The organism is Serratia sp. HNCC26DJ206 (genome assembly GCF_057180605.1).
In genome coordinates this window covers 116922-138253 of the sequence record NZ_JBXUGP010000013.1, presented here as the reverse complement: position 1 = coordinate 138253, position 21332 = coordinate 116922, and the positions used below count along the sequence as shown (strand labels likewise).

General features: G+C 50.5%; 16 protein-coding genes, 1 tRNA gene and 1 pseudogene. 10 read left to right on the top strand and 8 right to left on the bottom strand.

Annotation, left to right across the window (positions count from 1 at the left end):
* From AC2A1E_RS10910 to AC2A1E_RS10900, 3 genes are all read left to right on the top strand, one after another.
* The coding region (locus AC2A1E_RS10910) for an HNH endonuclease family protein (RefSeq protein WP_484383756.1) at nucleotides 1-887 on the top strand (887 nt) is incomplete at its 5' end.
* The gene (locus tag AC2A1E_RS10905; protein ID WP_484383755.1) at nucleotides 884-3979 is read left to right on the top strand and encodes a type I restriction endonuclease subunit R; all 3096 of its coding nucleotides are present in this window, start codon (nucleotides 884-886) and stop codon (nucleotides 3977-3979) included. The genes AC2A1E_RS10910 and AC2A1E_RS10905, both read left to right, overlap by 4 nt.
* Nucleotides 3979-4692, top strand: a complete 714-nt coding sequence (locus AC2A1E_RS10900; RefSeq protein ID WP_484383754.1) for a M48 family metallopeptidase — start codon at nucleotides 3979-3981, stop codon at nucleotides 4690-4692. Before AC2A1E_RS10905 ends, AC2A1E_RS10900 begins: the two co-directional genes overlap by 1 nt.
* A 59-nt stretch (nucleotides 4693-4751) precedes the next feature.
* Here AC2A1E_RS10900 and AC2A1E_RS10895 read toward each other — a convergent pair whose 3' ends face one another.
* The 6 genes and pseudogenes from AC2A1E_RS10895 to AC2A1E_RS10870 form a co-directional block, all read right to left on the bottom strand.
* Nucleotides 4752-6236, bottom strand: a complete 1485-nt coding sequence (locus tag AC2A1E_RS10895; RefSeq protein ID WP_484383753.1) for an N-6 DNA methylase — start codon at nucleotides 6234-6236, stop codon at nucleotides 4752-4754.
* A 2-nt stretch (nucleotides 6237-6238) separates the two neighbouring features.
* On the bottom strand, nucleotides 6239-6832 hold the full coding sequence (locus AC2A1E_RS10890) for a restriction endonuclease subunit S (protein WP_484383752.1): 594 nt from the start codon (nucleotides 6830-6832) through the stop codon (nucleotides 6239-6241).
* A 33-nt stretch (nucleotides 6833-6865) separates the two neighbouring features.
* Nucleotides 6866-7039, bottom strand: a complete 174-nt coding sequence (locus AC2A1E_RS10885) for a hypothetical protein (protein WP_484383751.1) — start codon at nucleotides 7037-7039, stop codon at nucleotides 6866-6868.
* 543 nt (nucleotides 7040-7582) lie between these two features.
* Nucleotides 7583-7786, bottom strand: a pseudogene (locus AC2A1E_RS10880) (tyrosine-type recombinase/integrase); the annotation flags it as partial.
* Nucleotides 7787-7788: 2 nt separating this feature from the next.
* On the bottom strand, nucleotides 7789-9045 hold the full coding sequence (locus AC2A1E_RS10875) for a tyrosine-type recombinase/integrase (protein ID WP_484383750.1): 1257 nt from the start codon (nucleotides 9043-9045) through the stop codon (nucleotides 7789-7791).
* Nucleotides 9046-9245: 200 nt separating this feature from the next.
* Nucleotides 9246-9330, bottom strand: a tRNA-Leu gene (locus tag AC2A1E_RS10870).
* 465 nt (nucleotides 9331-9795) lie between these two features.
* Between AC2A1E_RS10870 and AC2A1E_RS10865 the strand changes: the two genes are divergently transcribed.
* From AC2A1E_RS10865 to AC2A1E_RS10855, 3 genes are read left to right on the top strand one after another with little or no spacing between them, the layout of a single operon-like run.
* Nucleotides 9796-10563, top strand: coding sequence for a DeoR/GlpR family DNA-binding transcription regulator (locus AC2A1E_RS10865; RefSeq protein ID WP_484383749.1), 768 nt, complete (start codon nucleotides 9796-9798; stop codon nucleotides 10561-10563).
* Nucleotides 10564-10600: 37 nt separating this feature from the next.
* Nucleotides 10601-11563 carry a D-erythronate dehydrogenase gene (gene denD, locus AC2A1E_RS10860; protein WP_484383748.1) on the top strand — a complete coding sequence of 321 codons (963 nt, stop codon included), beginning with the start codon at nucleotides 10601-10603 and terminating at the stop codon, nucleotides 11561-11563.
* A gap of 2 nt (nucleotides 11564-11565) precedes the next feature.
* On the top strand, nucleotides 11566-12951 hold the full coding sequence (locus AC2A1E_RS10855) for a GntP family permease (RefSeq protein WP_484383747.1): 1386 nt from the start codon (nucleotides 11566-11568) through the stop codon (nucleotides 12949-12951).
* A 66-nt stretch (nucleotides 12952-13017) separates the two neighbouring features.
* Here the strand turns inward: AC2A1E_RS10855 and lptG are convergent, their stop codons facing one another.
* Nucleotides 13018-14088, bottom strand: coding sequence for an LPS export ABC transporter permease LptG (lptG, locus tag AC2A1E_RS10850; RefSeq protein ID WP_459401134.1), 1071 nt, complete (start codon nucleotides 14086-14088; stop codon nucleotides 13018-13020).
* Nucleotides 14088-15182, bottom strand: a complete 1095-nt coding sequence (gene lptF / locus AC2A1E_RS10845) for an LPS export ABC transporter permease LptF (protein ID WP_484383746.1) — start codon at nucleotides 15180-15182, stop codon at nucleotides 14088-14090. Before lptF ends, lptG begins: the two co-directional genes overlap by 1 nt.
* Nucleotides 15183-15462: 280 nt before the next feature.
* On the opposite strand from lptF, the gene pepA reads away from it, so the two are divergent.
* The 4 genes from pepA (at nucleotide 15463) to AC2A1E_RS10825 (ending at nucleotide 21313) form a co-directional block, all read left to right on the top strand.
* Complete coding sequence (gene pepA / locus AC2A1E_RS10840; RefSeq protein ID WP_459401132.1) at nucleotides 15463-16974, top strand: leucyl aminopeptidase; 1512 nt, start codon at nucleotides 15463-15465, stop codon at nucleotides 16972-16974.
* Nucleotides 16975-17161: 187 nt separating this feature from the next.
* The gene (locus tag AC2A1E_RS10835) at nucleotides 17162-17614 is read left to right on the top strand and encodes a DNA polymerase III subunit chi (RefSeq protein ID WP_459401131.1); all 453 of its coding nucleotides are present in this window, start codon (nucleotides 17162-17164) and stop codon (nucleotides 17612-17614) included.
* A gap of 13 nt (nucleotides 17615-17627) precedes the next feature.
* The gene (locus AC2A1E_RS10830; protein WP_484383745.1) at nucleotides 17628-20504 is read left to right on the top strand and encodes a valine--tRNA ligase; all 2877 of its coding nucleotides are present in this window, start codon (nucleotides 17628-17630) and stop codon (nucleotides 20502-20504) included.
* Between the two features lie 305 nt (nucleotides 20505-20809).
* The gene (locus tag AC2A1E_RS10825) at nucleotides 20810-21313 is read left to right on the top strand and encodes a GNAT family N-acetyltransferase (RefSeq protein ID WP_484383763.1); all 504 of its coding nucleotides are present in this window, start codon (nucleotides 20810-20812) and stop codon (nucleotides 21311-21313) included.
* Nucleotides 21314-21332 lie beyond the last annotated feature (19 nt).

Here is a 21332-nt window from a genome sequence, read left to right as displayed (position 1 = left end):
CACTTCTCAAATGCAAATATCTTTTTGATCAGTTCGTGATAAAACGAGAGTTCGCCAAAGGTAGTGATGGGTGGAGCCTCAAACGTCTGCATTGGAATTCAAGCACAAGCACCAGCTATACAAACACGTTCCAGAAAGAAAATGGAGATTATGCTAGAGCTAACCGACAGATTTTGATGCTGCTTTCCGCATTCCACGTTTCAACCCCTACTCTGGTTTATAAACACTGGTTGAATGGAGCTTTGTACTATCTGTTTAATGCCCATTCCGCTGAAAACCAGATTGATGCAAGGAGGTACCTCGAGTATCTGGAGCATCTCGCCTCCGCGTTTGTCTTTCAAAACTTCCTGGCAGATCAAGAACCAAAATCATATTTTGAGATCATTTACGGTAAAGAGGTACCTCTCCAACCTGTGGTACTGTCGGACAAGATTCAGAAGAAGATGCGCTTTGGGATGATAGCAAACAACTTGGTGTTCAATTACTTAGACTACTTACTCTGGTGTCGTGACAGAAATAAAACAGAGGTAGTCAAACGTTTTGAATTTACCTTCCGAAGTTCGGTAGAGCATTTCTACCCTCAACACCCCATGGATAGCTACAAGACATTACCAGATACATCGTTGCACTCCTTCGGCAACCTCTGCCTTATTAGCCACAGCAAGAATTCGCGACTTAGTAATTTCCAGCCAAAACAAAAGCAAGAGCACTTCGAAGCGAGTCTTGAACGGAATGAAATAGATAGCCTGAAACTGCTCGCCATGATCGAGCTGATGAAGAAGAACAAACAGTGGGGGGAAGAAGAAATCGCCACTCACGAAACGGAAATGCTGGCTGTGTTAAGCAGTGTCGGTGGTAGTGATAGCGTATTAAGGGAGGCGTTATGAACAGTGTTGGCCAACGTGAACGCATGACACAAAAACGTGTTATCCAGTTATTCACCAAACATCTCGGTTATCGCTATCTTGGTAACTGGCATAAACGAGAAGACAACCGGAACATTGAACCCGGTTTAGTCTCTACCTGGTTAACAAAACGCGGCGTTTCAGAAGTCCTAATCGCTCGAGCATTACGGCAACTGGATCGAGCCGCAAGCCTCGGTGAAGGCCGTATCCTCTATGATGCAAATAAAGAGGTGTATCGCCTTCTGCGCTACGGCGTAAAGGATAAAGAAGGTGCTGGTGAGCAGAATCAAACCGTGTGGTTGGTGGACTGGAAAAATCCAGAAGCCAATGATTTTGCTATAGCTGAAGAAGTAACCTACAACGGCGAAAATAAAAAGCGCCCGGATTTGGTGCTGTATGTTAACGGTATTGCGCTTGGTGTCATTGAGCTAAAACGTTCTACAGTGTCAGTCTCAGAAGGTATTCGCCAAAACCTCGATAATCAGCAAAAAGCCTTCATCCGCAACTTCTTCACTACCATCCAATTGGTGATGGCCGGTAATGATTTAGAAGGGCTTCGCTATGGTGTAATCGAAACGCCGGAGAAATATTACCTTCAATGGAAAGAAACCGCTGAATCACCTCACACCAACATGCTTGATCGCCACCTGGCTCAGATATGCAATAAACAGCGCCTGCTAGAATTGATCCACGACTTTATTGTTTTCGATGCTGGAGTGAAAAAAACCTGCCGTCATAACCAATATTTTGGCGTCACTGCAACGAAACCGTTTATTCAACGTAATGAAGGCGGGATTATCTGGCATACCCAAGGCAGCGGTAAAAGCCTGATAATGGTTTGGCTTGCAAAGTGGATCAGAGAAAATATTACCGATAGCCGAGTCTTGATCATTACCGACCGTACAGAACTTGATGAACAGATCGAGAAAGTGTTTAACGGTGTGGAAGAAGAGATCCTTCGCACTCGGAGCGGTGCTGATCTGGTGACTCGCCTGAATCAAACCAAGCCCTGGCTTATATGCTCGTTAGTGCATAAGTTTGGTCGTCAAGAGGAGGAAGACAGAGATGCTGACACTGACGATTTTATCGAACAAATGAAACGAAATATCCCTGCTGATTTTATTCCAAAGGGAAAATTATTCGTGTTTGTGGATGAGTGCCACCGAACCCAATCCGGAAAATTGCATTCGGCAATGACAAGCATTTTGCCAGATGCTCAATTCATTGGTTTCACCGGTACCCCACTGATGAAGAAAGATAAGAAGAAGTCAGTGGAGGTCTTCGGGCCTTATATCCACACTTATAAATTCGATGAAGCAGTCAATGATGGGGTAGTTCTGGACTTGCGCTACGAAGCTCGTGACATCGATCAACGGGTCAAATCTCAGAAAAAAGTCGACCAGTGGTTTGATGCTAAAACATCTAAACTTTCTCGCCTTGGTCAACAGCAACTCAAGCAGAAATGGGCTTCGATGCAGAAGCTGTTGTCGAGCCGCTCGCGGCTGGAACAGATTGTGGCTGATATCCTGCTCGATTTTGAACAAAAACCACGGCTCGCCGACGGCCGAGGTAACGCCATGCTGGTCTGTTCCAGCGTCTATCAGGCCTGCAAATGCTATGAGATGTTTAGTGACGCAGGTTTTGCCGGTAAATGTGCGATTGTGACGAGCTACCAGCCAAATGCCAGTGAGATTAAAGGCGAAGAGAGCGGTGAAGGACTGACTGAAAAACTGGCCAAGTACAACATCTATCGCAAAATGCTTGCGGAGTATTTTGAACAGCCTGAGGCTGAAGCAGCCAAACGTGTGAGTGATTTTGAAAAAGAGGTCAAACAACGCTTCATCAAAGAACCCGGTCAGATGCGCCTTCTGATAGTCGTTGATAAGTTATTGACTGGCTTTGATGCTCCTTCTGCTACTTACCTGTATATCGACAAGAAAATGGCCGATCACAACCTCTTCCAGGCGATATGTCGCGTTAACCGGTTGGATGGTGAAGATAAAGAATACGGCTATATTGTCGACTATAAAGACCTTTTCCGCTCATTGGAAAAAACAGTGCAGGACTACACCGCAGAAGCCTTTGACGGCTACGACAAAGAAGATGTAGCCGGTTTACTGAAGGATCGATTGCAACAGGCAAAAATCGATCTGGATGGTGCTCTGGATGCCGTTCGCACCCTTTGCGAACCTGTGAAAATGCCACGCAATCAACTTGATTATCAACATTATTTCTGTGGGGAATCAGGAGCATCGATAGAGCAGTTATCCGAGAAAGAAGCTCTACGGCTGACATTGTATCAATCCGTGGCGAAACTCATTCGTGCTTTTACTAATCTGGCAGGTGAACTAACAGATGCTGGTTATAGCGAGCAGCAGTCAGCTCAAATCCGTATCGATGTTGAGTTTTACTCGAAAGTACGCGATGAAATAAAAATAGCCAGTGGCGATTTCGTGGACATGAAGCAGTTCGAGCCAGGTATGCGGCAAATGCTGGATCTTTGGGTGGATGCCGATCCTAGTGAAACTCTTATGGATTTTGAGGAACTAGGACTGCTTGAATTGATTATTGAACGCGGAGAAGACGCACTGGATGGACTTCCAGCCGACATGCGTGGCAACCAAGAGGCCATGGCTGAAGCGATTGAAAATAACGTTCGCAGAACCATTGTTGATGAAAACCCAGTCAACCCAAAATACTACGAAAAAATGTCGGTCTTGCTTGATGAACTGATCGCTCTTCGTCGTCAACAAGCGATCTCCTATCAAGAGTATCTGGAACAGGTACGAGAACTTGCAAAGCAGGTAAAACATCCACAATCCGGAAGTAACAGTACTTATCCTGTGAGCATTGATACTCTCGCTAAAAAAGCGTTGTATGACAACCTGGGGCAGGATGAGGTCTTAGTGATAAAAATAGATACTGCAGTGCGTCACACCAAAAAGGCCGACTGGTATGGAGACCGTTTTAAAGAACGCGAGATTAGTTTCGCTATCGCGGAAGAGATCAAAGGTTATTCAGTGACGGTCGCAGATGTAATGGCCTTGGTGAAGGCTCAGAAGGAGTACCGCTGATGTCATTGGTTACCTTTGGTGAGCTCACTCTCGATTTGCAGCGTAAGCCAATCAAAAACTTGCATATCAGCGTACTGCCTCCGGATGGCCGAGTAAGAGTATCAGCCCCCGTCTCACTGTCAGACACAGCGATCAGGATGGCTGTAGTCAGAAGGCTGGTATGGATCCGACAGCAGCAAGCACAATTTCAGGCTCAGCCGCGCCAGAGTGAACGAGAAATGTGTAGTGGCGAAACACACTATCTTTGGGGAAGAGGATATCGGCTGGATGTAGTTTTAGTGGATAAGCCCGCTGAAGTGAAACTTCAGGGTGGTTGGATACGAATGAAAGTACCTTCACATTATGATACGGCCCAGCGGGAAGTAGTTCTGAACCAGTGGTATCGTGGTATTTTAAAACAAAGACTACCTAAGTTAATGGCAAAATGGCAGCCGGAAATTAAAGTTGAAGCCAGTTATATTGGCATCAAGCGAATGAAGACTAAATGGGGTAGCTGTAACCCTCAGACCGCGCGTATCTGGATTAATCTCGAGCTGGTGAAAAAACCTCCTGAATGCCTTGAATTCATTGTGGTTCACGAACTCCTTCATCTACACGAACGCAAGCACAGTGAGCGTTTTATCGGCCTGATGAATATGCATTTACCAAATTGGCGCGAACACAGAGCTAAGTTGAATAAGATGCCGCTAGCTTATAATCATTGGGAATACTAATAATTATCTCCACATGAAATGTGATAGTGGTTGATGTGATTCAACACCAACCACCCACATTAGTAATCAAGAAAAGACTGCATTTGTGTTTCTAAAATTCTTAATTCTGATTTTAGTTTTTCACGCTCCTCATGTAAGATAGCTAAGTCAATGCTTGGCTCTTCATTAATCCTTTTAATATACCTAGTTATATTAAGATTATAATCATTGCTACGAATTTCTTCTAAATCAGCAAGATATGAATAATTATCTAATTCCTTTCTGCCCTGATAAATATTTAACACTTCCTTACTGACCCCCTCCGTTATAATATTACGCCCTCTGGAATTCTCAAAGAAATTTGTTGTGTCAATAAAAATCACATTAGAGTCTGCTCTTCTCTTTTTAAATATTAAAATTGCCGTTGGTAAGCCAGTTGATAAAAACAATCGTTCAGGAAGACCAATAACAGCATCTAAAAGATTAGCATCGATTAGGTTTTTCCTTATTGCGCCTTCACTGGCTCCACGGAATAAAACGCCATGCGGTACTATAACAGCCATTCTCCCTGTATCATCTTTCAAAGATGCTATCATATGTGAGATAAAAGCATAATCTCCTTTAGACTGTGGAGGTATCCCCCAGTTAAAACGCCCAAACTTATCATTTATTGCACTTTCATAACCCCAATTCTGGACAGAAAACGGAGGGTTTGAAATTACAACATCAAACTTCATCAAATCACCGTTTACATCCAATAACTTTGGGGTTCGTAGCACATCGCCCAACTCTATTCCCCCAGAAAATTCACCATGTAAAAACATATTTATATTTGCAAGAGCCCAGCTTGACCTATTAGACTCCTGGCCAAATAAATCATATTTCTTACTCTCATAGTCCTTAATTATCTTACGCCCGCTATTTATCAAAAGCGAACCTGTACCACATGCTGGATCATAAATCCTATCACCAGGCCTTGGAGATATTAACTCAGTAAGTAAATTTGAAACTCCTAATGGTGTATAACTTACGCCACCTCTATTAGCGGAGTCCAAAGATATTATCTCAAAAAAAACGTCACATACGACTTCAATTCTTTCAACACCATTTCTATCATAACTGAAATCAAATGCTTCAGTATTAAAAGCTTCTAACAAATCACAAAGAAATTTTTCTCTACTAGTAGCTTGTATACCTAATCTCTCAGAGTCAAAATTAACGCCATCAAAAACACTGTTACCATATCCAAGTAAAGATATAAAAATGGCTTTATCATAATACATCAATGCTGAGTTAATTCTACCTCCAGCATCCCCTTGATATATCTCATCATATATATTATAGAAGTTAACATTTCTCGGCGACCTTGATAAAATACTTGACACTTTGGCATTGATGCCAATGTCAATTCCTTTTTTAAGATCACATGTCAAATCAGAAATATACTTTAAGAACAGCAATGGGAAAATATAATCCACATAATGAAACGAAGAAATATTACCTCTTAAAATATCACATACATTCCAAATAGATTTAACGATATTTTTCTCATCAATATTAGACATAGTCAAACACCCTCTCTAAGGACTTTCTCACATACACCTTCAAAGAATGAATCACCATTAACAATCAAATTCCTGTATATGCTTTTCTGATGTAACCAATTATTCTTAATGTCGCTTATTCTTTTTTGAATAATTAAGGGAGGTATTTCTATATTCATTTTAGATACCATTTTTAAGCTAACTTTACTGATATTAGTTCCTTCACTCATGTTGTTGAAATATGTTTGCCCCGCAGGTGAATTAATGTACCAATGTAAGTAGCTTGGCGAAACTATATCCCTCCTACAAGTAACCACTGCATTTTGGTTACTTGTAATAGCAGGCACAATATTTGTTGAGTCATTAAAAACTCCAGCGGAAAACACTGGACCTCGCAAACGCAATAAAATGTCTCCATTATGAAGATAGTGTTTTTCCGGATTACTTTCCGGTGAAACTTTAGCAAGATTATCCATACGTATGAGTCCTTCTAAATCTATATCTTTTGTCTGGATTAGATAACACTCCCCTTGTTCTCCAAGGTCGTTAACTGCTGTCTTAAAAGGCATTCCCAAACGAATGTCCGCTATTTCTTCTAGTGTGGTAAAAATATTCATAAATAAACAGGGGGAGCACCTCCCCCTCCTCCCTTAACTTGCTTTCAATACAATTGACTGTTGAACCCTGGCATCTCCAAAATGGACATCTAAATCCATCTGCAATGACAAAACTGGCAACGCTTGAAAAAACATAATTACGCAGGCAAGCCTGACCTTTCGCATGGTTGCATTCTTTTGGATAGGCTGATATGCTTTTTTATTCATCTTATACATTCCTCTTCGGTAGCGAGATTATTGCAAGAGTAATGAGAGTGGATAGTAGCGGCAAACTAGATATTCACTCTCCCTATCGCTGTAGTAGACGTCGTACTCTATCAGCGATAGGGTTAAGATATCACGAACTTCAGATTACGCAAGTAGTACGAGCTCTACTATGACGAGCCGTACTTCAAAAACTTACTCAACCATCTAATAAATAAAGATAAAAAAATTATTTATTTTCCTAAGAAATCGTGCAGACGCCCCAGTTAGCATCCATATAGCCGGCCATCACTTCTCCATCAGCTTACGTTCATTAAGATTCCCTACCACCAACACGAAGGCGGTTGCATTCCAATACCCCACTGTCGTCCTATCGCATATTTCAACCACAACCCAAGCTCAATTTAACGAACGACCGAACATCACAAACCTTCCACTTCGTTCAGCAGAACCTAACTCTAAATAAGCAACAGCGCCAGCATCACTGCTGGCGCTGCCGATTCCCTTCAGAAAAACTTCATTAACCTAGGCATGGTGCCCAAACTCTCAATGCATCACATTCCCATAACGCTCAATGTTATCCATATAGTCGGCATACCACTGCAGCATCTCACGCCGTCCATCCAAGTACTTCGCATGGTTGTAGGTTCCACGGATACTGTTCTTATCAACGTGAGCAAGCAGTGTCTCAATCCAGGCCGAGTTATAACCTTGCTCATGCAGGATAGTACTCATGGTGTGGCAATAGCCAATCACCGCCCCAGCTTGGCAAAGTCAAACGGACTCACCGCCTTCTCCCTGTTCGCATCCAAGAAATCCGCCCACCACTGCAGCATCAGTTTGCGCTCATCCAGATGCTCAGCCTTATGAATGTATGCAGCCCGCACAGAATTACGCTCCATATGGCTCATCTGCCGCTCAACGGCATCCTTCGACCATAAACCTGACTCTATTAATGAACTACAGGCCATAGTCCTGAAGCCGTGGCCGCAGACTTCAACCTTGGTGTCATACCCCATTACTCGCAGTGACTTGTTCACCGTGTTTTCACTCATTGGCTTACGTGGATCGTGATCGCCAATAAAGATCAGGTCATGGCTGCCGCTGAACTCTTGTATTTGCTTCAAGATGCTCAACGCTTGCCGGGAAAGCGGTACCAGATGCGGGGTACGCATTTTAGAGCCACGATGAGAGTGTTTTACACCTTCGATCGGTTCACGCTCAGGGGGAATAGTCCACATGGCGGTTTCAAAATCGATCTCTGACCAACGAGCAAATCGCAGTTCGCTGGAGCGGATAAAAATCAATAGCGTCAACTCTACCGCCAGGCGCGTTAACGGTCTGCCGGTGTAGCTATCAATTCGTTGAAGCAGTTCTGGAGTACGCTTTAATTCCAGTGCCGGACGGTGCTGCCGATTGCTGGATGCAACAGCACCTGCCATTTCCTGAGCCGGGTTGTAGTCAATTAACCCACTCTGTACGGCGTAACGCATTATCGCAGTTGAGCGTTGTTGAAGGCGTGACGCCACTTCAAGACGTCCGGATTGTTCTACAACTTTGATCGGGGCTAACAGGTCACGGGTTTTAAGCTCGGCAATATTGCGTTTGCCGATAGCTGTGAAGAGATTATCTTCCAGGCTTTTCAACACGCGCTTGCTGTGATCTTCCGACCACTTCTTATTAGTCGCATGCCACTCACGGGCAACAAACTCAAAAGTGAAGACGGCTTTCGCCTGTTCCTCCTGAGCGGCTCGTTTCTGTTCACGAGGATCGATACCGGCAGCAACCAACTTTCTGGCTGCTTCCCTCCTCTGCCTGGCATCTGCCAGCGACACCTCTGGATAAACACCAAATGCCATCAGGTGTTGCTTACCACCAAAACGGAAGCGGAAACGCCAGTACTTTGAACCGTTGGGGTGAACCAACAAAAACATGCCGTCTCCATCAACGAGTGAATATTCTTTTTCTTCGGGTTTTGCAGAACGCACCTTGGTATCTGTCAGGGCCATAGCGGTTATCCTTCCATAGTACTACCGTGAGTATACAAGCAATATCGAACCAGCATATATACTCGGTTCTATACTCACAAGTGACTTGATGTGGGTTGAATCAGGTTGACTTCAGTTGAGGGGAAAATCGCGGAAAGCCTTGCGGGGACTGGTTTTCAGGCATAAAAAAAGACCTCAGTTGAGGTCTATTTACATACTGTTGGTGCCGAAGGCCGGACTCGAACCGGCACGTCTTTCAACGGTTGATTTTGAATCAACTGCGTCTACCGATTTCGCCACTTCGGCACTGGAAGCAGTATGCGGAAAACGTGGGCATTATACCTTCCCGCTTCTCTCGTGCAACACTTATCAAGCATTCAATGAGTTGAATGTTGAAAAAAACGTCACCCGGCTATTTTCCCTGCGCACTTTGCTTATTTATTACCCCCACTTTGATTGCTACGTTCATAGATGACGGCCAAGCACGAGGTACCCTATCAAGTCCTGAAGGTGGGCAATCCCCTAGGTAACATCACGTCTTGTTGTTACACATCACATTATTCATCACAGTCTCCTGTTACCTGTAAAACCGCCAAAAACAAAATTAACCAATTGAATATAAAATGTTTTATTAAAAATCCAGATCGAGTCTTCTGTGACACCCATCGTTTAATTGTTAAATCAGATGATTAAAAATTAACTTCCATAACAAAAAATAACAGCCATTGCGCGGCAACATCGCCAGCAGCCCGCAGCTGCCGAGGAGAGAGCATGATCCCATCGGAACGCCGTGATTTCATCTATCGCCATGTACATGAATATCAGTTGGTCACCATTGTGGCTTTAGCCGAGTTGATGAGCGTTTCACACATGACTGTTCGGCGCGATATCCATCAACTGGAAGAAGAAGGCAAAGTGATCAGCGTCAGCGGTGGCGTACGCCTGAGCGACGCGCTGCGTCAGGAGTTGGCCTATAAAGAAAAAGCCCAGCTTCATCACCGGCAGAAACGAGCCATCGGCAAATATGCCGCAGCGATGGTAGAAGATGGCCAGGTGGTCTACCTGGATGCGGGCACCACCAGTTTCGAGATCGCCCGCCATCTGGCAGAACGATTCAACCTGACCGTCGTCACTAATGATTTTTCCATTATCCAGCACCTGATGAATCGCCCGCAGCTCAACCTGTTTCATACCGGTGGGCGCGTCGATCAACGTAACTTTTCCTGTGCTGGCAGCAGCGCGGCCATGCTGCTGCGCACCCTGAATATCGATATCGCCTTTATCAGCACCAGTTCCTGGGATCTGGAGCATGGCCTTTCCACACCACACGAAGAAAAAGTCCTGGTGAAACAAGCTCTGCTGGACGTGGCACGGCGCAAGGTGCTGGTCTCCGACAGCAGTAAATACGGCAAGTACGGCATGTTCCGCGTCTGCCCCCTAACGGCGCTCGACGACATTGTCTGCGATGCCGCGCTGCCGCCAGATGCACTGCAACAGCTCAAAGAGCGTGGTTTGCGGCTGCACAGCATCAACCTCTGATAACAACAATCTCCCCTATAGGGAAAGGAAAATAACCATGAAAGTCATCATTACCGGTGGAGCAGGTTTTTTGGGCCAGCGTTTAGCAACCGCATTATTGCGGGAAAATGAGCTGCCCTTCAGTGAATTGATTCTGGCGGATATTCAGCAGCCTTCCGCCCCAGTGGAAGACCCGCGCGTACGCTGTCTGGCGCTCGATCTCACCCAGCCTGATGCTGCCAACCAGTTGATCGATAAGCAATGCAGCGTGCTGTTCCACTTGGCTGCCATCGTCAGCAGCCATGCGGAAAGCGATTTCGATCTCGGCATGCAGGTCAACTTCGACGCCACTCGCCAGCTAGTAGAAGCCGCACGGCATAATGCCCCGGCCATGAAACTGATCTTCACCAGTTCGCTGGCGGTGTTTGGTGGCAAACTCCCGTCAATCGTCACCGATGACTGCGCCGTGCAGCCGCAATCCTCCTATGGCACGCAAAAAGCCCTGTGTGAGCTACTGATCAACGACTACTCGCGCAAAGGATTTGTCGATGGGCGGGTATTGCGCTTGCCCACCATCAGCGTGCGGCCCGGCAAGCCAAATAAAGCAGCCTCGTCGTTTGCCAGCGGCATCATCCGTGAACCGCTGCATGGCGAATTGTCGGTTTGCCCGGTTTCCCCCGATCTCGCTTTGTGGTTATCCAGCCCCGGCACCGTAGTGCGTAACTTTATTCATGCCGCGCGGCTTTCTGCCGTGCAGTTCGGTACCTCTCGCACCGTCAACCTGCCCGGCATCAGCGTCACCGTCCAACAGATGTTACACGCCTTAGGCGCGGTGGCCGGTGAACAGGCTCGTGAACGGGTCAGCTTTGCACCGGACGAAGCCATCAACCGGATCGTCGCCAGTTGGCCGGGTAACTTCGACGTTCAACGTGCGCTGGCGTTAGGGTTCTCTGTCGATGAAGACTTCCAGCAGATCATCCGTGCCTTTATGCGCGATGAAATGCTGCTGGCAGGGGGCTGATTATGGCGCTTTATACCCCTATCATCGGCCTGGCAGTGGCCGTATTCGTGCTGGTTTTTCTGGTGCTGCGCACCCGGGTGCACGCCCTGATTGCCATGCTGGCCGCCGCCTCGATCGCCGGTATCTCTGGCGGGCTGACGGCAGTACAGACGGTAGATACCATCAGCAAAGGGTTCGGCAGCACGCTTGGCAGCATCGGCATTGTGATCGGTTTGGGCGTGATGATGGGCCGCGTGCTGGAAGTCTCTGGCGCAGCGGAACAGATCGCCTACAGCTTCATCAAATGGCTGGGCAAAAAGCGTGAAGAGTGGGCATTGGCGATCACCGGTTATATCGTCAGTATCCCGATTTTCGTCGATTCGGCCTTCGTCATTCTTTATCCGCTGGTGAAGGCGCTGGCCAAAAAAGGCAAACGCAATCTGTTAACGCTCGGGGTTTCCTTGGCTGGCGGGCTGATCCTCACTCACCACGCCGTGCCCCCGACTCCTGGCCCATTAGGTGTGGCAGCGATCTTCGGCGTTGATATTGGTGCCATGATGATGGCGGGCCTGGTGTTGGCCATTCCTTGCGTGATCGGTGTGGTTATCTATGCGCGCTGGCTTGGCACCCGCTACCCGGATTTTGAGCCGGAAAATCGGGATGAAGAACCGGAGGATTTGCACGCTGCCCACCAGCGTTATCTGGCTGAAAAAGAAGCGAAGGCACTGCCTAGCCTGACGTTATCACTGCTGCCGATCGTGGCCCCCATCGTGCTGATCTTTATCAACGCGGTAAACAATATGCTGGCAAAGGCCGAAGAGATGGTATGGCTGGGCGAAAGCCTATGGGGGCAGGCGTTTGCTTTTCTGGGCTCGCCGATTATTGCTCTGGCGATCAGCGTGCTGCTGGCGGTCTACACCCTGATGCCCAACGTCGATAAGCACGAAACGCTGGAACGGCTGGAAGAAGGCTTGCAGACCGCAGGGATTATCCTGCTAGTCACCGGTGCAGGCGGCGCGTTAGGAGCGGTGCTACGTGAAAGTGGCACCGGCACCTTGCTGGCCCAGCACGTCGCCAACCTGCCGCTGACGCCGGTACTGATCCCCTTTTTCATCGCGACGCTGGTCAGGCTGATACAAGGTTCAGGTACGGTGGCCATGATTACCGCCGCATCTATTTCTGCCCCGATCGTCAGCCAGTTACCCGGCGTCAACATGCTTGCCGCCGCCCAAGCTGCCACCATGGGCGCGCTGTTCTTCAGTTATTTTAACGACAGCATGTTCTGGGTAGTGAACCGTATGATGGGGATTAAGGACGTTAAGCTACAGATGATGGTCTGGTCGGTGCCCACCACCATCGCCTGGGCGATCAGCCTATGCGGTATCCTGATACTGGATTGGCTGCTGTAATTTCTGATAAACAATGCCAGTCAGTGGGTTTAACTGACTGGCATTATTAAAGCAATATGAATAACGCTATCGGCGTTTCAGCAACATATACAGGCTAAGCAGCAGGAACAGCAGGCTCGGCAACAGCGCGCCCAATACCGGCGGCATACTGTAAACCAGGCTCAGCGGGCCGAAAATCTGATCCAGCACATAGAACAGGAAACCGAAGCTGATACCGGTCACAACGCGGATCCCCATAGGAACGCTGCGCAGCGGGCCAAAGATAAACGATAGCGCCATCAGCATCATCACCGCCACGGAGAGCGGCGAGAAAATTTTGCTCCACATGTTCAACTGATAACGGTTGGCCTCCTGCCCGCTCTGCTTCAGGTACTTCACGTAATTGTGCAGCCCGCTGATAGAGAGTGATTCAGGATCTAACGCCACCACGCCAAGCTTGTCCGGCGTCAGGTTGGTTTTCCAAATGCCGGTCAGCGTCTGGGTACCCGTCACCTGCTTCGCGTTGGTCAGATCGGACGTATCCACCTGCGACAGTTTCCACTCGCCATCTTCGAAGTTGGCGCTGGCGGCATAGCGTACTTTCTCCAACCTGCGCTGGTCGTTAAAGTGATAGATATTCACCCCAGACAGTTCCGTCTCACCGGACACCCGTTCGATGTAGATGAAATCATTGCCGTCTTTTGCCCATAAGCCGCTTTTGGTGGAAAGCAGAGAACCGCCGTACATCTGCTGCGCACGGTAGTTACGTGCCATCTGCTCACCCTGCGGTGCAACCCACTCGCCAATTGCCATAGTCAGCAACACCAGCGGGATCGCCGTTTTCATCACCGAACCGGCGATCTGCAAGCGGGTAAAACCGGCCGCCTGCATGACCACCAGTTCGCTGCGCGTAGCCAGCGTCCCCAAGCCAAGCAAGGCCCCCAGCAACGCCGCCATCGGGAAAAAGAGCTCAATATCTGTCGGTACGCTGAGCAGCGTAAATACCCCCGCCCCCAGCGCCGTGTAGTCACCCTGGCCCACTTTACGCAACTGCTCAACGAACTTGATGATGCCGGAAAGCGATACCAGCATAAACAGCGTCATCATGATGGTGTTGAAAATCGTTTTACCGATATAACGGTCTAATACACCAAACATCAGGCCGCTCCTTTGAAGCGTTCACGCAGTCTGCGCATCGGTACGGTGTCCCACAGGTTAAGTACCAGCGCAATCGCCAGGTAGGCCAAGTTCACCCCCCACATCCACAGCATCGGGTCCAGTTTGCCTTTACCGCCGTTGGAACGCAGCGATGTCTGCACCAGGAAGAAGATAAGATACAGCAAGATGGCTGGCAGCATGCTCAACACGCGGCCCTGGCGCGGATTCACCACGCTCAGGGGCACCACCAGCAGCGCCATCAGTATCACAGAAACCACCAGCGTCAGACGCCAGTGGAACTCGGCGTTGGCGTCCGGATCGTCCGATTCCCACAGCGTACGCATCGACAGCTGTTCAGTCTGGGTGTTATCCAGCGTCACCGGGCGGTGGCCGATCACCGCTTTGTAATCATTGAAATCCGTGATGCGGAAATCACGCAGCAGCGCGGTGCCCTCAAAACGGGTGCCTTTATCCAACGTCACCACCTGCGAACCATCGCGGTTCTGGTTAATCACGCCGTGTTCCGCCACCACCACCGAAGGCCGCTGATTACCGCTTGGGCGCAGCTGCGCCAGGAACACATCATTGAAGGCGTTCCCTTTTACGTCTCCGACAAACAGCACGGCATTGCCATCCTGTGACGGGCGGAACTGGCCTTCTGCCAGCCCGGCAATGCTCGGGTTGGCTTTGGCTTCCGCAATCACTGCATCCTGATTACTGGAAGCCCATGGCCCCAACCAGAACACGTTCACCGCAGCAAAAGCGGAAGTGAAGAGCGCCAACGTCATGGCAGCAATAATCAGGGTCCGTTTACCCAAACCGCACGCATGCATAACGGTGATTTCACTTTCGGTATACAACCGCCCAAGCGTCATCAAAATGCCAAGAAACAGGCTTAAGGGCAGGATCAGTTGCGCCATCTTTGGCACACCCAATGCAAGCAGGGATAATACTAAGTTTGTCGGGATATTACCGTTGACCGCATCGCCTAACACCCTGACCAGGTTCTGACAAAAAAAGATCAGGAGCAGGATAAACAGGATGGCAATTTGGCTCTTCAGCGTTTCCCGTACCAGATATCTAATGATGATCACGCTTATTACGCCTGTGAAAACTTGTCTTTTTGCAGGAAAATCGCTAGTTTCATCGCTAATCCGCCATTTTTTGTCATCATGTGGCAACCTTCACAGCTAAAATAGTATTAGAACATCAAGCCGTTTGGGTGCCCTATAGGGACTGTCCTATAGTCGCCAAAACAGAACATTTACGCAGTTCAGGTTAACATACTCAGTTAACTCAATGACGGCAGCACGTTACGAAGTCAGCCATTCTAGCCGTAGCTACCGCCGTTGTCTTTAAGATTCAGGAGAGTGCATGGAGTTCAGTGTAAAAAGCGGTAGCCCGGAAAAACAGCGTAGCGCCTGTATTGTCGTCGGCGTTTTCGAACCGCGCCGCCTGTCACCTATCGCAGAACAACTCGACAAAATCAGTGATGGTTATATCAGCGCATTGCTGCGCCGTGGCGAACTGGAAGGCAAAGTCGGGCAGACGTTACTGCTGCACCATGTGCCGAACATTCTCTCCGAACGCATCCTGTTAATCGGCTGTGGCAAAGAGCGCGAGCTCGATGAACGCCAGTACAAACAGGTGATTCAGAAAACCATCAATACCCTTAACGACACCGGTTCCATGGAGGCGGTCTGCTTCCTCACCGAACTGCACGTCAAAGGCCGTAACACCTACTGGAAGGTGCGCCAGGCGGTAGAAACTGCCAAAGAAACGCTCTATACCTTCGATCAGCTAAAAAGCAACAAAGTGGAGCCACGCCGCCCGCTGCGTAAAATGGTGTTCAACGTGCCAACGCGCCGCGAACTCACCAGCGGCGAACGTGCCATCCAGCACGGCCTGGCTGTCGCTTCCGGCATCAAAGCTGCCAAAGATCTCGGCAATATGCCACCGAATATCTGTAACGCCGGGTATCTGGCATCGCAGGCGCGTCAGCTGGCGGATGCGTTCAGCACCCACATCACCACCCGCGTCATCGGCGAACAGCAGATGAAAGAGCTGGGGATGAACGCCTATCTGGCGGTTGGGGCCGGTTCGCAAAACGAATCCTTGATGTCCGTGATGGAATATAAAGGCAATCCCAACCCCGACGCTAAGCCGATCGTGCTTGTGGGCAAAGGGCTGACCTTTGACTCCGGCGGTATCTCGATCAAACCGGCCGACGGCATGGACGAGATGAAGTACGACATGTGCGGTGCCGCCACGGTGTATGGCGTGATGCGCGTGGTAGCAGAGCTTAATCTGCCGCTGAACGTGATCGGCGTGCTGGCAGGCTGTGAAAACATGCCGGGCGGGCGCGCTTATCGTCCGGGTGACGTGCTGACCACCATGTCTGGCCAAACGGTTGAAGTGCTGAACACCGACGCCGAAGGCCGCCTGGTGCTGTGCGACACCCTCACCTACGTGGAGCGTTTCGAGCCTGAGTTGGTGATTGATATCGCCACCCTGACCGGGGCCTGCGTGATCGCACTCGGCCATCACCTCACCGGTTTGATGTCGAACCATAATCCGCTGGCACACGAACTGATCGGCGCCTCCGAGCAATCTGGTGACCGTGCGTGGCGCTTGCCGCTGGCAGACGAGTACTACGAGCAACTGGACTCCAACTTTGCCGATATGGCAAACATCGGCGGCCGTCCTGGCGGGGCTATCACCGCGGGGTGCTTCCTGTCGCGCTTTACCCGCAAATACAGCTGGGCACACCTGGATATTGCTGGCACCGCCTGGCGCTCCGGCAAAAATAAAGGGGCGACCGGTCGCCCGGTGGCGCTGCTGGCGCAGTTCTTGCTCAATCGGGCAGGTCTGAACGGCGACGATTAATATCCCCTTCATCTTTCAAGCTGCAGCGTTGTTGGCTGCGCTCGTTCACCCCAGTCACTGACTCAAGTCAGCTCCTGGGGCTTCACGAACTGGCCGCCTAGCTGCAACTTGAAATCTATTGGGTATATAATCATGCAATACGGGCGCACTGGTTGCGCCCCTACTTTTTCTTAGCGGCAACGGATCCATGAGCAAACAGGCAACGTTCTACCTCCTCGAACACCCAGACCCCGCTGGCGCACTTAGCGCACACGAGGCGGTGGCCTGCGCCGTTGCTGCTGAACGTTGGCGCACAGGCAAGCGGGTACTGATCGCCTGTGAAAGCCAAGAGCAGGCCCAGCGGCTGGACGAAGCGCTGTGGCAGCGCGAGCCGCACCAATTTGTGCCGCACAACCTCGCGGGTGAAGGGCCGAACTACGGCGCACCGGTCGAGCTGTGCTGGCCCGGCAAACGCGGCAATGCCCCACGCGATCTGCTGATCGCCCTGCTGCCGCAGTTTGCAGATTTTGCTACTGCTTTCCATGAAGTGGTAGACTTCGTTCCTTACGAAGACACCTTGAAACAGTTGGCGCGCGAACGTTACAAAGCCTATCGCAGCGTCGGCTTCCATTTGACCACGGCTACGCCGCCAACTTACTGAACAACGAAGCACAATGGAAAAGACAAACAGTCATCTCGATACCGCCTACGACCCAACACAGATCGAACAGAAGCTTTACGACCACTGGGAAAGTCAGGGTTATTTCAAACCGAATGGCGATACCAGCCAGGAAAGTTTCTGCATCATGATCCCACCGCCGAACGTCACCGGCAGCCTGCATATGGGCCACGCGTTCCAGCAGACCATCATGGACACCATGATCCGCTACCAGCGTATGCAGGGTAAAAACACCCTGTGGCAGGCCGGTACCGACCATGCTGGGATCGCCACGCAGATGGTGGTTGAGCGCAAGATCGCCGCAGAAGAAGGCAAAACCCGCCACGATTATGGCCGCGATGCCTTTATCGACAAGATCTGGCAGTGGAAGGCTGAGTCCGGCGGTACCATCACCCGCCAGATGCGCCGCCTCGGCAACTCGGTGGATTGGGAGCGCGAACGCTTCACCATGGACGATGGCCTGTCCAACGCGGTGAAAGAGGTGTTTGTCCGCCTGTATAAAGAAGACTTGATCTACCGTGGCAAGCGCCTGGTGAACTGGGATCCGAAGCTGCGCACCGCCATTTCCGATCTGGAAGTGGAAAACCGCGAGTCCAAAGGATCCATGTGGCACCTGCGTTACCCGCTGGCCGACGGCGCGAAAACCGCCGAAGGTAAAGATTACCTGGTGGTGGCTACCACCCGTCCGGAAACCGTGCTGGGTGATACCGGCGTGGCGGTCAACCCGGAAGATCCGCGTTACAAAGACCTGATTGGCAAAGAGCTTATTCTGCCATTGGTGAACCGCCGCATCCGTATTCTGGGTGACGAACATGCCGATATGGAAAAAGGCACCGGCTGCGTGAAGATCACCCCGGCGCACGATTTCAACGACTATGAAGTGGGTAAACGCCACGGCCTGCCGATGATCAACATTCTGACTTTCGACGGCGATATCCGCCAGGAAGCGGAAGTGTTCGATACCCTGGGCGAAGCCAGCACGGCCTACAGCAGCGAAATCCCGGCCGAGTTCCGTGGCCTGGAGCGTTTTGCCGCGCGTAAAGCCGTGGTGGCCGCCTTTGATCAACTCGGCCTGCTGGACGAAATCAAACCGCACGATCTGACCGTGCCTTACGGCGACCGTGGCGGCGTGGTGATCGAACCGATGCTCACCGACCAATGGTACGTACGCACCGCGCCGCTGGCGAAAGTGGCGGTAGAAGCGGTTGAACAGGGCGAAATCCAGTTCGTACCGAAGCAGTACGAAAACATGTACTTCAGCTGGATGCGCGACATTCAGGACTGGTGTATCTCGCGCCAACTGTGGTGGGGCCACCGTATCCCGGCCTGGTACGATGCGAACGGCAACGTGTACGTGGGCCGTACCGAAGAAGAAGTGCGCAGCGAAAACAACCTGGGTGCGGACATCGCGCTTAACCAGGATGAAGACGTGCTGGATACCTGGTTCTCTTCCGGCCTGTGGACCTTCTCCACCCTGGGCTGGCCAGAGCAGACCGCAGCGCTGAAAACCTTCCACCCCACCAGCGTGATGGTCAGCGGTTTCGACATCATCTTCTTCTGGATTGCCCGCATGATCATGCTGACCATGCACTTCATCAAAGATGAAGACGGCAAACCGCAGGTGCCGTTCAAAACTGTGTATATGACCGGCCTGATCCGCGACGACGAAGGGCAGAAAATGTCCAAGTCGAAAGGCAACGTCATCGATCCGCTGGATATGGTAGACGGCATCTCGCTGGAAGATCTGCTGGAAAAACGCACCGGCAACATGATGCAGCCGCAGCTGGCAGAGAAGATCCGCAAACGTACCGAGAAGCAGTTCCCGAACGGTATTGAGCCGCACGGCACCGACGCCCTGCGCTTCACCCTGGCGGCGCTGGCTTCCACCGGCCGTGATATCAACTGGGACATGAAGCGCCTGGAAGGCTACCGCAACTTCTGTAACAAGCTGTGGAACGCCAGCCGCTTTGTGCTGATGAACACCGAAGAGCACGATTGTGGCTTCAACGGCGGCGAGATGCAGCTTTCGCTGGCCGATCGCTGGATCCTGGCAGAATTCAACCGCACGGTGAAAGCCTACCGCGAAGCGCTGGATACCTACCGCTTCGATATCGCCGCGGGCATCCTGTATGAATTCACCTGGAACCAGTTCTGCGACTGGTATCTGGAACTGGCCAAGCCGGTGGTCAGCAACGGCAGCGAAGCGGAACAGCGCGGCACGCGCCATACGCTGATCACCGTGCTGGAAGCCTTGCTGCGCCTGGCGCACCCGATCATTCCGTTTATCACCGAAACCATCTGGCAACGCGTGAAAACCCTGACCGGCGAAACCGCAGACACCATCATGCTGCAACCCTTCCCGGCCTACGACGCCGCGCTGGAAGATCAGCAGGCGCTGAACGATCTGGAGTGGATCAAGCAAGCGATCACCGCGGTGCGTAACATCCGTGCCGAGATGAACATCGCGCCTAGCAAAATGCTGGAAGTGCTGCTGCGTAACGCCAGCGGCGATGCTCAGCGTCGGGTGCAGGAAAACCAGAGCTTCATCGAAAAGCTGGCGCGCTTGGAATCTATCACCCTGCTGCCCGCTGGCGATAAAGGCCCGGTATCGGTCACCAAACTGGTGGAAGGTGCAGAACTGCTGATCCCGATGGCCGGCTTTATCGATAAAGATGCAGAGATCGCGCGCCTGACGAAAGAGATGGGCAAGCTGGACGCAGAAATCGCTTCTATTGAAGGCAAGCTGTCGAATGAAGGCTTTGTGGCCCGTGCGCCGGAAGCGGTTGTCGCCAAAGAGCGCGAGCGCCTGGCCGCCTGTCAGGAAGGCAAAGTGAAGCTGCAAGAACAGCAGGCGACCATCGCCGCGTTGTAACTGCCGCCTATCTAGCCCAAGCAAACCGATCAAAAACAGCGGGTATTTTTCCCGCTGTTTTTGATCACCATTGCCAAGAGTCGGCCTTAGGTGTTATTACAAAGTATGATTAATACGGTGCGTTTTGTAATAACAACAAAATTCCGTCACTTCCTTGGTTTATACCCAAAATAATTCGAGTTGCTTGTAGGCAGCAAACGAATCAATCCCTGGGAGCATAGCCGACTATGTGACCAGGGTGAATGAGTGCAGCCAACACCCAAGCGACTTGAAGTATGAAGGGGATATTAATGGCGAGTATAAATATGACCACAGCAACCCCAGTGCGTCTTCTGGTGCGCCCAATAACGGCTGAAGATAATGCCGCTATTGCTCACGTCATTCGCGCAGTCTCCGCCGAGCACGGCTTGACGGCGGATAAAGGCTACACCGTTTCCGACCCCAATCTGGACGCGTTATACCCGATCTACAGCCAGCCACGCAGCGCCTACTGGGTGGTTGAGCTAGACGGTCAGATTGCTGGCGGCGGCGGCATTGCGCCACTGCAAGGCGGCGAAGCCGACGTTTGCGAATTGCAGAAAATGTATTTCCTGCCGGAGTTACGCGGCAAAGGCCTGGCAAAACGCCTGGCGCTACAGGCGCTAGAGTTTGCCCGCCAACAGGGGTTCCGCCGCTGTTATTTAGAAACCACCGCCACTCTGCAACAGGCGATCGGCCTGTATGAGCACCTTGGTTTCGAGCATATCAATCACGCTATGGGCTGTACCGGCCACGGCGACTGTGAAGTCACCATGCTGAAAACGCTGTAACCTCCGCAGACCCTCACCC